Origin of the sequence: Allobosea sp. 2KB_26, assembly GCF_052115715.1 — a bacterium.
GTDB lineage: Bacteria > Pseudomonadota > Alphaproteobacteria > Rhizobiales > Beijerinckiaceae > Allobosea.
Genome location: NZ_JBFRHE010000003.1, coordinates 293758 through 306725, shown reverse-complemented (window position 1 = coordinate 306725; position 12968 = coordinate 293758). Strand labels below are relative to the sequence as shown.

The window sequence follows — 12968 nt, the reverse complement described above, 5'->3', positions numbered from 1 at the left end:
CGTCATCTAGCTCCGTGATCCTTCCGGATCAAGCTTCGCGCCTTCTGACAAAGCGGCCGCTCAGCCATTGAAGACCAGCTGACGCGCGAGCCAGATGATCACCGCCGCAACATAGAGCCGGGTGAACAGCTCTATGGCCCCGCCGAGATAGGGTGTTGTCTGCAGAGCGGACTTGAAGTCGGGGAAGAGCAGGTAGAGCGCCCAAAGGCCGCAATAGGCGAGGTGGCGAGGAGTACGGTCTGCCCGGTTCGCGACTTCGGCCACATGGCGAATCTCTCAAGGGTCGCATCCAGACTAGCGCGCCATGAAGCGGGAGGCGCGAACTCCGAGTGGCTACCTGGAATCTCCATTGCGAACGCAGGGGGAGGCCGCATGAGCCGCGCTTTTGGCGCAGGTCGCCGCGTTGCAGGAGCGGGCCGGGGGGGGGGCTGTCAGCTAAATGTCAGCTTGCTGGGCGTAAGCTGATCTGAGCGCGGCACATCTTCAGCCCCCCAGCTCTTGTGTCGCGCTCGCATCGGCCCCGCCGTTTCACATGATCCGGCGGGGCTTCGCATGTTGAGGGCCTTGCCCCAAGGCCTGGCTCAGGCGAAGAGCAGCTCCGGGTTCGGCGTGTAGCGGGCGAGCTTGTCCTGGTCGATCGTGACGCCGAGGCCCGGCCGGTCGGGGATCGTCAGCCAGCCTTCGCCGTCGAGCACGAAGGGCTCGGCGAGGATGCCGTCGACATAGGGGCTGCCGCCGATGAACTCGACCAGATCCGCGCTCGGGAAAGCCGCCGCCATCTGCAGGTCCGCTGCGAGGCCGAGCGCCGTATTCCAGCCGTGGCCGATATATTTCACGCCGAAATCATCGGCCATCCAGGCGATGCGGCGCTGCTCCGAGAGGCCGCCGACTTTGGTGACGTCGGGCTGCACGATATCGACGGCGCCGCGCGCCAGCCAGGGCAGGAAGGCCTGCCGCCGCGTCAGCACCTCGCAGCCGGCGATCGGCACCGGCGAACACAGCCGCAGTTCGCGATATTCCTCGATCGCGTCGGGGCGCACCGGCTCCTCGAACCAGCCGACATCGAAATCCGCCAGCATTTCCGCAGTGCGCTTGGCCCATTTGAAGCCATGCGGCCAGAGCGCATCGCTCGCGCCGGCATCGACGAAGAGTTTTGCCTTGTCGCCGGCGGCCTCCCGCGCCGCCCGCACGATCGCTTCGTCGAGCCTAGTGTCCAGCGCCCGGCCGAACGGACCCCAGCCGATCTTGAAGGCGGTGAAGCCCTTGTCGCGATAGGTCGCGATCACCTCGCGCATCAGCGCCGGCTCCTCCATCAGCAGCGAGCAATAGGGCTGGACGCGGCGACGGTAACTGCCGCCGAGCAGCCGCCCCACGCTGAGCCCGGTCGCCTGGCCGAGAATGTCCCAGAGCGCGATGTCGATGCCGCTGATCGTATGGGTGAGCGTGCCGCCGCGGCCCATCCAGAACGTGTTCTGGTGCAGCCGCTCGCTGAGATGATCGGGGGAGAGCGCATCCTCGCCAAGGAAGAGCGGCTCCAGCACCTTGAGCCCGGCCTGCACCAGGCGCCCATCCGTGAACGAGCTGCCATAGCCGATCAGCCCCTGGTCGGTATGGACCGCGATCAGCGCATGGATCGAGTCGTCCGGCCGAATCTCCGCCGACCAGCCGCCCTTGGGGCTCTCGCCGAAGAGCGGCGCGGCCTCGATCCGAGTGATCTTGAAGGGGGGCAGGCTGGCGGGGCGCGGGGTCGTCCTGGCTGGGCTCATCTCGGAAACAGTCACGCTTCGTCCCTTTCTGCGCGGCGGCGGGCAATGATGGCTTCGTAGTCCATGGCCTGGTTCATCACGGTGATGTGCTCGTCCAGCGCGGCGCGGATCGCCGCGATGTCGCCGGCCTCGAACACCACGAGGAGATCCTGGTGCTCCTCGACGACGCCGAGCATCGGCTTGCCGAAGGTCGCCAGTCCGAAAATGATGGTGAATTGCCGCGACAGCGTCTCCCAGAGATCAAGCGTCACGCTGTTGCCGCCGAGTTCGCAGAGCGCCCGGTGGAACAGCGTGTCGGCTGCGGCGACGCCATAGGCATCGTGGCGGGCCGCCATCAGCTCCATTTCCGCAACCGCCTTGCGCAGCGGGTCGAGATGATGGCCGCGATTGCGTCCGGCCGCGGTCGCCCGCCCCATGGCGCTGGCTTCGAGCGCGATGCGGGTTTCGATGAGATCGGCAACGCGGTCATTCGTCACCGGACGCAGCCGGATGCCCTTGTAGGGCTCGTTGACGACGACGCCCTGGCTCTCGAGCAGCCGCAGCGCCTCGCGCACGGGCACGCGGCTGACACCGAGCTTGCGGGCGAGTTCGGCCTCGACGATCCGGTCCCCGGGCAGGATCAGGCCGGCGGCTGCGCCGGCGATGATGGCCTCGATCGCCTGGTCGACCAGGGTCTGCGGCTGCAGCGGCAGCCAGCCCGTGCCGCGCGATACCGGCTTCGGTGGCTCCGCCTTCGCATTGGTTTTCGTCTGCTGCATCCTGCCTCGCCCGGTGGCGGCCTCACTTGACTAATCGTAGAATCGTATACGATCATACGATCACAAGAGCAAGGAGGGGTAGGGATGGTCACCGTTGCCGAGAGCCGCATTCGCTGCGAAATCGATCTCGATGCGCCAGGCCGCCAGGCCGGCTACCTGAAGGCGCCGCTCTCGCGAAACACCTCCGGCTGGGGCACGGTCGAGATCCCGATCATCTCCGTGCGCAACGGCACTGGGCCGACCGTGCTGTTTACAGGCGGCGTCCATGGCGACGAGTATGAGGGTCCGATCGCCATCTCCCGGCTCGCGCGCAGCCTGGATGCGGCCTCGATCCAGGGACGCGTCATCATGATACCGGCGTTGAACATCCCGGCGGTAATGAACGACACGCGGCTGTCGCCGGTCGATAACCGCGACATGAACCGCTGCTTTCCCGGCAATCCGCGCGGGACCTTCTCGGAGATGCTGGCGCATTTCGTCGATGCGGTGCTGCTGCCCCATGTCGACATCTCCGTCGACCTTCACACGGCCGGCCATTCCGGCGATTCAGCCTTGTCGACCAACATGCATTACGTCGCCGATGCCGGGCTCCGGGAGCGCACCATGGCGGCGGCCGCGGCCTTCGGCGCGCCCTATAATGTCGTGTTCTGGGGCGTCGACGAGGGCGCGACGCTGACATCCTCGGTCGAACGCCGGGGCATTCTCTCGCTTGGAACCGAGCTCGGCGGTTGGGGGCGCGTCAATGTCGAGGGCGTGCGCATCGCCGACCGTGCGCTGCTCAACATTCTCAAGCATTTCAAACTGATGGAGGGCAGCCCGGATACGCGCCAGCGCGATGGTGCGGCGGGCACCCGCCACATGATGGTCCGCAACTCCGCCGGATACAGCTTTGCGCCGTCGGGCGGCCTGTTCGAGCCGAAGAATGTCGTCGGCGATATCTGCCGGGCCGGCGAACTCGCCGGGCTGCTGCATTTCGTCGAGGATGTCGACCGGCCACCGATCGAAATTCGCTACCAACTCGACGGCGTCCTGTGGATGTCGGCCGGTCCGGGCCGCGTCCAGCGCGGCGACGCCGTGGCCGTGGTGATGGAGGATTACGACGAGACCCGCGCTGCCCAGTGACGTCCTGAATAATCAAAGAGGGGAGATCAGGCATGAAAAAGCACAGCATTCTCGGCCAGGCGCTTGCAGCAACCATGCTCCTGTCGATGCAGGCCGGAGCCTCCGCCCAGCAGAAGGGCGGGGACGTCGTCATCGGCATCAGCCAGGCGCCGCCTTCGCTCGATGCGCAGATCACCTCGGCGCAGGCCTCGCGCAATGTCACCCTGCATATCTTCGAGACGCTCTATGCCCGCGACGAGAACGCCAAGCCGGTGCCGGAACTGGCCGAAGGCGTCACCATCTCGCCCGACGGCAAGACCTATGTCTTCCCGATCCGCAAGGGCGTGAAGTTCCATAACGGCAAGGAGCTCGACGCCAATGACGTCGTCGCCTCGCTCGAGCGCTACCGCAAGATCGGCGCCTCGCTGGCGCTGGTCTCGGCGATCGACAGCATCAAGGCGACAGGCCCGCATGAAGTCACCATCACGCTGAAACAGGTGCAGGCGACATTCCTCGACAACCTGTCCTCGCCGCGGGCGCCGCTGGCGATCTATCCGGCGAGCGAAGCGGCGAAAGAGGCCGGCAAGATCGAGATCATCGGCACCGGCCCCTATAAATTCGTCGAGTACAAGCCCGACAGCCACGTGAAGCTCGCCCGCTTCGACGGCTATGTGCCCAATCCCAACGGTACGGGCCGCGATGGTTTTGCCGGCAAGAAGGAGGCCTTTCTCGACACCGTGACCTTCCGCTTCATGCCGGAGGGCGGCGCCCGCACCGCTGCGCTCGAATCCGGTCAGATCCAGTTCAACGAGACGGCGGATGGGCCGACCGCCAAGCGCCTGGGCAGCGATCCGCGCTTCGCGATCCACAAGGTGGTGCCCTTCGGCCTGCAGGTGATCAAGTTCAACCATGCCGAGGCGCCGGGCAACGACAAGAATTTCCGGCTCGCCGTCCAGGCTGCGTTGAACATGGACGACATCATGAGCATCGCCTATTCCGACATCAACCAGATCGATCCGAGCTGGCTCTATCCCGGCGCGCCTTTCTACAGCACGGCCGGCAGCGCCAAGTACAACAAGGCCGATCTGGCGGAGGCCAAGGCGCTCCTGGCGAAGTCGTCCTACAAGGGCGGCAAGACCACCTTCATCGTCGATAACCTGCGGGCCAATGTCGACACCGCCACCGTGCTGCAGGAACGGCTGAAGGAGATCGGCATCAATGTCGATATCTCGATCGCTGACTGGCCGACGGTCTCGAAGATCGGCTTCACCCCGCAGGGCTGGACCTTCTGGACCCATGGCTTTGGCATCGAGCCCTTCGAGGGGCCGGCTTCCGTCATGGCGCCCTGGGTCAACGGCCTCTCGCAGCAGGCCAAGGACCCCGTCATCGACGAGCTGGCGGCAGCGCTCGGCAGCGAGATGGACGAGGCGAAGCGCAAGGCGCTGTTCGACCGCTTCCAGACCCATATGTATGACAATGCGGTGGCCATGAAGGCCGGCAATTACGGCGTCTTCCAGATCAGCACCGCCAAGCTGAAGAACTTCAAGCCCTACCGCATCCCGCGCATGTGGGGCGTCTGGCTCGAGCGCTGAGGCCGCCTGCGGGCGCGTCAGGCAGCGCGCCCGATCGGCCGCCCGCCGCTGGCGGGCTGCGCGACTGCGCTTTCTCCTAGCGGAACAACTGATGGCAAGCTTTATGATCCGGCGGATCGCCAGCGCGATCCTGGTGCTCGCGCTGGTCTCGCTGATGTCCTTCGCCCTGATCTGGCTGGTTCCGGGCGATACCGCCGCGGCCTTCCTCGACGCCTCGGCGACGCCCGAGCAGGTCGCGGCGCTGCGCACGGCGCTCGGGCTGGACAAGGCGCTGCCGCTGCAGATGGCGGAATGGTACGGGCGCGTCCTCAGCGGTGATCTCGGGCAATCCGTGCTGCTGAACCGCTCGGTCGCCGGCGCCTTGCTGGAGCGGCTGCCCGTGACGCTCTCGCTTGCCAGTTTTGCGCTCGCCATCGCCATCGCGCTCGGCGTGCCCGCCGGTGTCGCGGCCGCCGTCTTCCATAATCGCTGGCCGGACCAACTCTTCATGACGACGGCGCTGCTCGGCCTTTCCGTCCCCGATTTCTGGCTCGGACTGGTGATGGTGCTGGTCTTCGCCGTCTCGCTCGGCTGGCTGCCAAGCGGCGGCTTCACCGCCTTCGGCAGCGACCCGCTGGGCTGGCTCAAGACGGTGATCCTGCCGGCCTTCACACTGGGGCTTGTGCAGGTCGGCTTCATCGCCCGCATGGCGCGCGCCTCGATGCTGGAAACGCTGAACCAGGATTTCGTCCGCACGGCCAACGCCAAGGGCCTGTCGCGCGTCTACATCGTGCTGCGCCACGGCCTGCCCAACGCCATGATCCCGATCCTGACCGTGATCGGCATCGTCGCCGGCGCGCTGCTCGGCGGCACCGTCATCATCGAGCAGGTCTTCTCGATTCCCGGCATCGGCCGGCTGATCGTCGGCGCCATCGCCTCCCGCGACTTTCCCGTGCTCCAGGGCGGCCTGCTCTTCCTGGCGGTGGTCTATCTCCTGATCAATCTGATCGTCGATCTCCTCTACGCAGTCGTCGACCCGCGGGTGAGGCTGTCCTGACCATGACGATCGCCTTTCACAAACCGGCCCTGAGCCCGCGGCAGGCAAGCCTTCGCCGGCTCGCCCGCAGCCGCTCCTTCCAGATCGGGGCCGCGATCGTGCTCGCCATCGTCCTGGTCGCGCTGCTGGCCGATCTGCTCGCGCCCTTCGATCCGTTGCGCAGCAACGCCCGCATGCGCCTGACGCCGCCCAACGCCACCCACTGGTTCGGCACCGACCATTTCGGCCGCGACATCCTCTCCCGCGTCATAGTCGGGGCCCGCATCTCGCTCAGCATCGGTGCGGCGACCGTCATTCTCACCGGCCTCTTCGGCACTGTCATCGGCGCGATCGCGGGTTTCTTCCCGCGCTTCGACAACCCGATCATGCGGCTGATGGATGCGCTGATGGCGTTCCCCTCGATCGTGCTCGCCATGGTGGTCAGTGCCGTGCTAGGCGCGTCGCTGACCAATGTCGTGATCGCCCTGTCGATCGCCACGATGCCACACACCGCCCGCATCGTCCGCGCTTCGGTGCTGGTTGCGCGCGAGCTCGACTATGTCGAGGCCGCCCGCTCGCTGGGAGCGGGCGAATTGTCGATCCTGTTCCGGCATGTGCTGGTCAACGCCATGGGGCCGCTGATCGTCCGGCTGACCTATGTCTTCGCCGTCGCCATTCTCGCCGAGGCCGCGCTTTCCTTCGTCGGCGCCGGGCCGCCGCCGCCCGCGCCTTCCTTCGGCGCGATCATCGCCCAGGGCCGCGATTTCATGCGCGAGGCGCCGTGGATCACGATCTTCCCGGGGCTTGCGATCGTCCTGTCCGTGCTCGGCCTCAACCTGCTCGGCGACGGCCTGCGCGACGCGCTCGATCCCCGCTCCACCATGTAGCCGCCGCCATCCCGAAGGCGGGCGCGGAGAGCCGCGCCCGAGCGATAAACCGGAGACCAGACGTGAAACGCATCCTCATCGCCGAATGCAAGCAGGAGATCTCGTCGTTCAATCCGCTTCCGTCGGGCTACGGCAATTTCCACATCAGGCGGGGTGACACCCTCTATGAGCAGCGCGGCACCAACCAGGAGATCGGTGGCGCGCTCGCCGTGTTCGAAGGGCGCGGTGATATCAGTGTGGTGCCGACGATCAGCGCGCGGGCCGGCAGCGCCGGTCTGCTCTCCGCCGACGGCTGGAAGCGCCTGTCACAGGAATTCCTCGACGCCGTCTTCGCGCGCCTCGACGGGATCGACGGCATCTATGTCTGCCTGCACGGCGCAATGGCGGCCGAGGGCGAGCTCGATCCTGAGGGCTACCTGCTCGAGGCGCTGCGCAAGCGCGTCGGGCCGGACATGCCGATCGTCATCTCGCTCGACCTGCATGGCATCCTGACCGATCGCATGCTGCGGCAGGTCAATGGGTTCGCGATCTATTGGACCTATCCGCATGTCGATTTCGCCGATACCGGACGCCGCGCCGCCGCCTTGCTGCTGCGCCTGATGGAAGGTGGAATTCGTCCGGTCGCCGCACGCGTCGTCATGCCGACACTGGTCCGGGGCGACGAACTCATCACCAAGACCGGTTGCTATGGCGATCTCCTGCGCGACTGCCGTCGCCTCGAGGAGGAGGGCCGGGCGTTGGCTGCCGGCATCATGATCGGCAACCCCTTCACCGATGTGCCGGAGCTGTGCTCGCAGGTCCTCGTCCTGACCGATGGCGACCAAGCCACGGCCGAACGCGAAGCGCTGCGCCTCGCCGAGGAATTCTGGCCGCAGCGCTTCCGGATGCAGGGCAAGCTCATCGGGCTCGAGCGCGCCATCGCCCAGTCCCTGACGATGGCCGGGCCGCTGATCTTCACCGACGCGGCCGACGCCACCTCCTCGGGCGCGTCCGGCGACAGCAACGCCATCTTCGCGGCTTTGCATGCTGCCGGTTATGGCGGCAGGGTTCTGGCCCCGCTGGTCGATGCCGCTGCGGCTGCAGCCGCGCACAAGGCCGGCGTCGGCGCGACGATCAAAGTCGCGCTCGGCGGCAGCATCGACCCGGCCCGCTTCACGCCGATGCAGGTCGAAGCCAAGGTCAAGCTGCTCTCGGATGGCGAGGCGCTGCTCGAAACCATGAAGGCGCCGCTTGCGGCCGGTCCGACCGCGGTGCTGACCTTCGGCCCGTTCACGATCGTGGTCATGACCCATTCGGTCAGCCTGTTCGACCGGGCGATGTATTACGCCAATGGCCTGAACCCGCAGGATTTCAACCTGGTCGTGGTTAAGTCGCCCCATACCGAGCACCACATGTTCGAGCAATGGTGCGAGCATAATTTCAACATCGATGCGCCCGGCGCGACCTCGGCCAATCTCAAGAGTCTCGGGCACACCATTTGCGCCCGGCCGATGTATCCGCTCGAGGCCGATGCGGCCTTCGCGCCGAACCCCGTCATCTACACGCTGTGAAGGACAAACCCGTGCCGACGATCGATGCAGTCGATTTCTTCTACCTGTCCATGCCCGTGGTGACGGACGAGGCCGATGGCAGCCAGGACGCCCTGCTGGTGCGGGTGGCTGCCGGCGGGCAGATCGGATGGGGCGAATGCGAGGCAGCCCCGCTGCCCTCGATCGCAGCCTTCATCTGCCCGATGTCGCATGGCGTCTGCCGCCCCGTCGCCGATTCCGTGCTCGGCAAGCCGCTCGAAAGCCCGGCCGATATCGCGCAGATCTCGGCCGACGTCGCCTATAACTCCATGGACCTGCTGCAGGCGCCCCATACCCTTTCCGGTGTCGAAATGGCGTTGTGGGATGTGCTCGGCAAGCTGCGCGGCGAGCCGGTCTGGCGCCTGCTCGGCTATGAGCGCAGCCATGCCAAGACGCCTTATGCCTCGGTGCTGTTCGGCGAAACCCCGCAGGAGACGCTGGCGCGCGCCCGCGATGCGAGGGCGCGCAACTTCCGCGCCGCCAAGTTCGGCTGGGGGCCGATCGGGCGGGGCAGCGTTGCCGCGGATGCCGAGCACTTCGTCGCCGCGCGCGAAGGGCTTGGCTCGGACGGCATCCTGCTCGTCGATACCGGCCAGATCTTCATTGAGGATGTCGAGCGCGCCGCCGCACGGCTGCCCGCGCTGGAGAAGGCAGGCGCGCTCTGGTTCGAGGAACCGTTCCAGGCGAGCGCCGTCGACGCCTATGCGGCCCTGGCGAAGCGCAGTTCGACCGTGCGCCTGGCGGGCGGGGAGGGCGCGCATAACGTCCATATGGCGAAGCAACTGATCGATCATGGCGGCGTCGGCTATATCCAGATCGATTGCGGCCGGATCGGCGGCGTCGGCCCCTCCAAGGAGGTGGCGGATTACGCGGTCGCCAAGGGCGTGACCTTCGTCAATCACAGCTTCACCTCGCATCTGGCGCTCTCGGCCTCGATCCAGCCCTATGCCGGCCTGAAGGACCACGTCATCTGCGAATATCCGGCCATGCCGAAACCCGTTGCGCTCGCCTTCACCCGCAACCACCTGGAAAGGGACGGGAACGGCGATATCAGCGTGCCCGACGCGCCCGGATTGGGCCTGGAGATCGACGAGGACGGCATCCGCCAGTACCTGCAGGATGTCGAGATCAAGGTGAACGGCAAAGTGCTCTACGCGACGCCGCAGATCTGAGGCGGTGTGGGGAACAATCGGGCAGTTCCCCCTCTGCCGTGTGGCCGGTCTCGCGCAGGTCCGTGGCGCCCGGTCCGCATCGAGGCAGTCATGGGATTTCCCGACCCTATGGCTGTCGTCCAGTGTTCTCGTTTTCAACGGCAGCGTATCGGAGCAAGGCTGACCGGGGCAGTGCAGAGCCCCGGCAGCCAAGATGGGCAGAGAGCGGTCCTTCGCTCACTCAGGCGCCACGGAGGCGGGCAGGACGTAGCGGCGCTGCAGGATTGTCTCGCCTCTTGAGCGGGAGGTTCGCTGAACGATGTCCAACGGGCGAAAGCCGAGTTTGAGAAGCACCTGCCCGGACGCTGCGTTGTCGACGGCATGTCCGGAGAGGAGCTGTGACAGGCCAACTGTTCGAAATGCGAAATTCACGACGGCTTGCGCCGCTTCCGATGCATAGCCTCGCCCCCAACTGGCCTGCTCGAACCAATAGCCAAGTTCGCCCTCGCCTTGAGATATCTCGTCGACGTCGATGACTCCGATGGCTCTGCCCTGGAACTCGACTGCAAAACGATACGCTTCGCCTGCTGCCCATTCGCGCGGATGGTCGGCGAACCAGAGCGCGATGTCTGCTCGATCGGGCGGAAAGGACGCCATTCGCAACATGCGCGTCACCTCCCAGTCCGACTGTATTTCAAAGGCGCGATTAGCATCCGCTGCGCTCGTTGGGCGCAGAACCAGGCGATCCGTTGTCAAATGATGCGGAGGGATGCGAGCCATGTTCGACCGCCAGCTGATGATTGTGGGCACGACTAGGGCTTGAGGATAAGCCAGCCGCGATTGGCCGCAATGGGGCGACGATGGGCACTGCCCACCGCCCCGCCGACGCCCCCATGTGGGAAAGAGGCCGATTTCCGGGGCCGGCCCCACGTAATGCCGACCTGATCGCTGCAACCTCGTGTGGGGCAGGGCGGAGGGAGGGGGACAAGGCCAGATCGCCTCTTGATCCGTCATGCTTATCTAATTAACATGATAATCAATGATCTCTCCACGCTCCTGGGCTCCGATGGTGGCAATCGTTCCTATTCCCTCGCAGGCCTCGCCCGCCGGCAGCCTCCCGCACATCGCTCCACGGCGCGCGTCGCGACCATAAACCCCCGCATCCTGCCTGGCGGTGTGGTCCTGCGCCGTTGCTGAAGCCAGCCCGCCGCGTCGCCATCCCCCTGGCAATCAACTCTCGAAGACGTCGATCTCGGCCAAAGGCACGAGGCGACAGAAGGACCGGATTCATGCTTGCCCCCAGATTCGTCAGCTTCTCCGCTGAAAACCGCGCCGGATACGGCCTGGCCGTGGAAGGGGGCGTCATTGACCTCTCCAGCCGCTTCTCGGGGCAGTGGCCGAGCCTGAAGGAAGTGGTTGCTGAGGGCGCCTTCGCGCGGCTCGTCGAGGCGGCGGCCGGGCTTTCTCCGGATCTGCCGTTCCAGGCGATCCGTTATGAGCTTCCGATTGCCGCGCCCGAAAAGATCATCTGCGTCGGCGTCAATTTTCCCGACCGCAACGCCGAATACAAGGATGGCCAGGCCGCTCCGGCCAATCCCTCCCTGTTCCCGCGCTTTCCCCGCTCCTTCACCGGTCATGACCAGCCGCTGATCCGCCCGCCTGAAAGCATGCAGCTCGATTATGAGGGCGAGATCGTCATTGTCATCGGCAAGGCGGGGCGCCGGATTGCCGAACGTGACGCGCTGAATCACGTTGCGGCCCTGTCGCTTTGCAATGAAGGCACCATCCGGGATTGGGTTCGGCACGCCAAGTTCAACGTCACGCAGGGCAAGAATTTCGACCGCTCGGGCTCGATCGGGCCATGGCTGGTTCCCTTCAGCGATGAGGCCCAGATCGCCGATATCGCGCTGACGACCCGCGTCAACGGCGAGCTGCGCCAGGAGGACCGGACCAGTCGGATGGTCTTCTCCTTCCGCCGGATCATCAGCTACATCTCGACCTTTACCACGCTCGTGCCGGGCGACATCCTCGTCACCGGCACCCCGACCGGGGCAGGGGCTCGCCTGGAGCCGCCGGTCTGGCTGAAGCCCGGTGACGTCGTCGAGGTCGAGGCCGAGGGGATCGGCCTGCTCCGCAACACCATCGCCGACGAGGCCTGACCGATGCTGACCGCCAATGAAATCGCCGCTGCGGCGTTGAGCCTCGACGAGGCCGAACGGACGCGCCGCCAGACCGGACTGATGTCGCTCCGGCACCCCCAGATGACGATGGACGACGCCTATTCCATCCAGGGAGCCTGGGTGAAGCACAAGATCGCCGCTGGCCGAAAGGTGATTGGCTGGAAGATCGGCCTGACCTCGAAGGCGATGCAATACGCGCTGAATATCGACATCCCGGATTCCGGTGTGCTGTTCGACGACATGATGTTCGCCGATGGCGACAGCGTGCCGAAGGACCGCTTCATCCAGCCGCGGATCGAGGCCGAGATCGCGTTCGTGATGAAGGCGCCGTTGAAGGGCCCCAATATCGGGATCTTCGACGTGCTCAACGCCACTGACTACATCACTCCGGCGCTCGAGATCCTCGACACCCGCATTCTGCGCGTCGACCCGCAGAGCGGGAAGGCCCGTACCATCGTCGACACGATCGCCGATAATGCCGCGAATGCCGGCATCGTCGTCGGCGGCCGCGCCATGCGGCCGGATCAGGTCGATCTGCGCTGGGTCGGCGCGATCGTCTCGCGCAACGGCCAGGTCGAGGAGACCGGTCTCGGAGCCGGCGTGCTGAACCATCCTGCCCGAGGCGTCGCCTGGCTTGCGAACCGGCTCGCCGCCTATGGCGACCATATCGAGGCCGGCCAGATCGTCCTGGCGGGCTCCTTCATCCGCCCGGTGGAAGCACGGCACGGCGACACCATCACCGGCGATTACGGCCCTCTCGGCAGCGTCAGCTGCTTCTTCGAATAGGCGCCCCCGGCGGCAGCCGGCTGGCATCGAGGCAGGGCAGGCGACGCCGGCCAGGGCCTGCCGCGGCGCGGTGTCGCGCCGGCACTGGGTTGCCGCCTTCGGTTCTAGCGGTGGAATATCGAAGGGTGCGCTGTGCCGCATGCGTTCGGCAGGGGAGCGGTCGG

General features: G+C 66.0%; 12 protein-coding genes. 8 read left to right on the top strand and 4 right to left on the bottom strand.

Annotated features, from left to right (window positions below):
• Nucleotides 1-60: 60 nt before the first annotated feature.
• The 3 genes from AB4099_RS12185 to AB4099_RS12175 all read right to left on the bottom strand — a co-directional run bounded on the left by AB4099_RS12185 (nucleotide 61) and on the right by AB4099_RS12175 (nucleotide 2524).
• Entirely contained in the window at nucleotides 61-264 is a 204-nt protein-coding gene (locus tag AB4099_RS12185; RefSeq protein WP_441478280.1) for a hypothetical protein, read from the bottom strand.
• A 317-nt stretch (nucleotides 265-581) separates the two neighbouring features.
• Nucleotides 582-1781, bottom strand: coding sequence for a mandelate racemase/muconate lactonizing enzyme family protein (locus AB4099_RS12180; protein ID WP_441478279.1), 1200 nt, complete (start codon nucleotides 1779-1781; stop codon nucleotides 582-584).
• Nucleotides 1778-2524: a GntR family transcriptional regulator gene (locus AB4099_RS12175; protein ID WP_113516408.1), complete on the bottom strand. Its 747-nt coding sequence runs from the start codon at nucleotides 2522-2524 to the stop codon at nucleotides 1778-1780. Before AB4099_RS12175 ends, AB4099_RS12180 begins: the two co-directional genes overlap by 4 nt.
• 84 nt (nucleotides 2525-2608) lie before the next feature.
• Here AB4099_RS12175 and AB4099_RS12170 point away from each other — a divergent pair, with 84 nt between their 5' ends.
• The 6 genes from AB4099_RS12170 to AB4099_RS12145 all read left to right on the top strand — a co-directional run bounded on the left by AB4099_RS12170 (nucleotide 2609) and on the right by AB4099_RS12145 (nucleotide 9859).
• Entirely contained in the window at nucleotides 2609-3646 is a 1038-nt protein-coding gene (locus AB4099_RS12170) for a succinylglutamate desuccinylase/aspartoacylase family protein (RefSeq protein WP_113516407.1), read from the top strand.
• Nucleotides 3647-3678: 32 nt separating this feature from the next.
• Nucleotides 3679-5217: an ABC transporter substrate-binding protein gene (locus AB4099_RS12165; RefSeq protein WP_113516406.1), complete on the top strand. Its 1539-nt coding sequence runs from the start codon at nucleotides 3679-3681 to the stop codon at nucleotides 5215-5217.
• 91 nt (nucleotides 5218-5308) lie between these two features.
• Nucleotides 5309-6253 (top strand): ABC transporter permease, encoded by a 945-nt coding sequence (locus tag AB4099_RS12160; RefSeq protein ID WP_441478278.1) that lies wholly within the window; start codon nucleotides 5309-5311, stop codon nucleotides 6251-6253.
• A 2-nt stretch (nucleotides 6254-6255) separates the two neighbouring features.
• Complete coding sequence (locus AB4099_RS12155) at nucleotides 6256-7119, top strand: ABC transporter permease (protein ID WP_441478277.1); 864 nt, start codon at nucleotides 6256-6258, stop codon at nucleotides 7117-7119.
• Nucleotides 7120-7181: 62 nt separating this feature from the next.
• Nucleotides 7182-8669, top strand: a complete 1488-nt coding sequence (locus tag AB4099_RS12150) for a M81 family metallopeptidase (protein ID WP_441478276.1) — start codon at nucleotides 7182-7184, stop codon at nucleotides 8667-8669.
• Between the two features lie 11 nt (nucleotides 8670-8680).
• The gene (locus tag AB4099_RS12145; protein ID WP_441478275.1) at nucleotides 8681-9859 is read left to right on the top strand and encodes a mandelate racemase/muconate lactonizing enzyme family protein; all 1179 of its coding nucleotides are present in this window, start codon (nucleotides 8681-8683) and stop codon (nucleotides 9857-9859) included.
• 216 nt (nucleotides 9860-10075) lie between these two features.
• Here AB4099_RS12145 and AB4099_RS12140 read toward each other — a convergent pair whose 3' ends face one another.
• Entirely contained in the window at nucleotides 10076-10618 is a 543-nt protein-coding gene (locus tag AB4099_RS12140) for a GNAT family N-acetyltransferase (protein WP_113516402.1), read from the bottom strand.
• A 509-nt stretch (nucleotides 10619-11127) separates the two neighbouring features.
• Here AB4099_RS12140 and AB4099_RS12135 point away from each other — a divergent pair.
• Nucleotides 11128-11997 (top strand): fumarylacetoacetate hydrolase family protein, encoded by an 870-nt coding sequence (locus tag AB4099_RS12135; RefSeq protein WP_113516401.1) that lies wholly within the window; start codon nucleotides 11128-11130, stop codon nucleotides 11995-11997.
• A gap of 3 nt (nucleotides 11998-12000) precedes the next feature.
• The gene (gene hpaH, locus AB4099_RS12130) at nucleotides 12001-12804 is read left to right on the top strand and encodes a 2-oxo-hept-4-ene-1,7-dioate hydratase (protein WP_441478274.1); all 804 of its coding nucleotides are present in this window, start codon (nucleotides 12001-12003) and stop codon (nucleotides 12802-12804) included.
• Nucleotides 12805-12968 lie beyond the last annotated feature (164 nt).

What these genes read in the sequence shown, in the direction of transcription:
- AB4099_RS12175 (WP_113516408.1), bottom strand. Translation starts at nt 2,524, where the DNA reads ATGCAGCAGACGAAAACCAATGCGAAGGCGGAGCCACCGAAGCCGGTA.
- AB4099_RS12170 (WP_113516407.1), top strand. Translation starts at nt 2,609, where the DNA reads ATGGTCACCGTTGCCGAGAGCCGCATTCGCTGCGAAATCGATCTCGAT.
- AB4099_RS12165 (WP_113516406.1), top strand. Translation starts at nt 3,679, where the DNA reads ATGAAAAAGCACAGCATTCTCGGCCAGGCGCTTGCAGCAACCATGCTC.
- AB4099_RS12160 (WP_441478278.1), top strand. Translation starts at nt 5,309, where the DNA reads ATGGCAAGCTTTATGATCCGGCGGATCGCCAGCGCGATCCTGGTGCTC.
- AB4099_RS12155 (WP_441478277.1), top strand. Translation starts at nt 6,256, where the DNA reads ATGACGATCGCCTTTCACAAACCGGCCCTGAGCCCGCGGCAGGCAAGC.
- AB4099_RS12140 (WP_113516402.1), bottom strand. Translation starts at nt 10,618, where the DNA reads ATGGCTCGCATCCCTCCGCATCATTTGACAACGGATCGCCTGGTTCTG.
- AB4099_RS12135 (WP_113516401.1), top strand. Translation starts at nt 11,128, where the DNA reads ATGCTTGCCCCCAGATTCGTCAGCTTCTCCGCTGAAAACCGCGCCGGA.
- hpaH (WP_441478274.1), top strand. Translation starts at nt 12,001, where the DNA reads ATGCTGACCGCCAATGAAATCGCCGCTGCGGCGTTGAGCCTCGACGAG.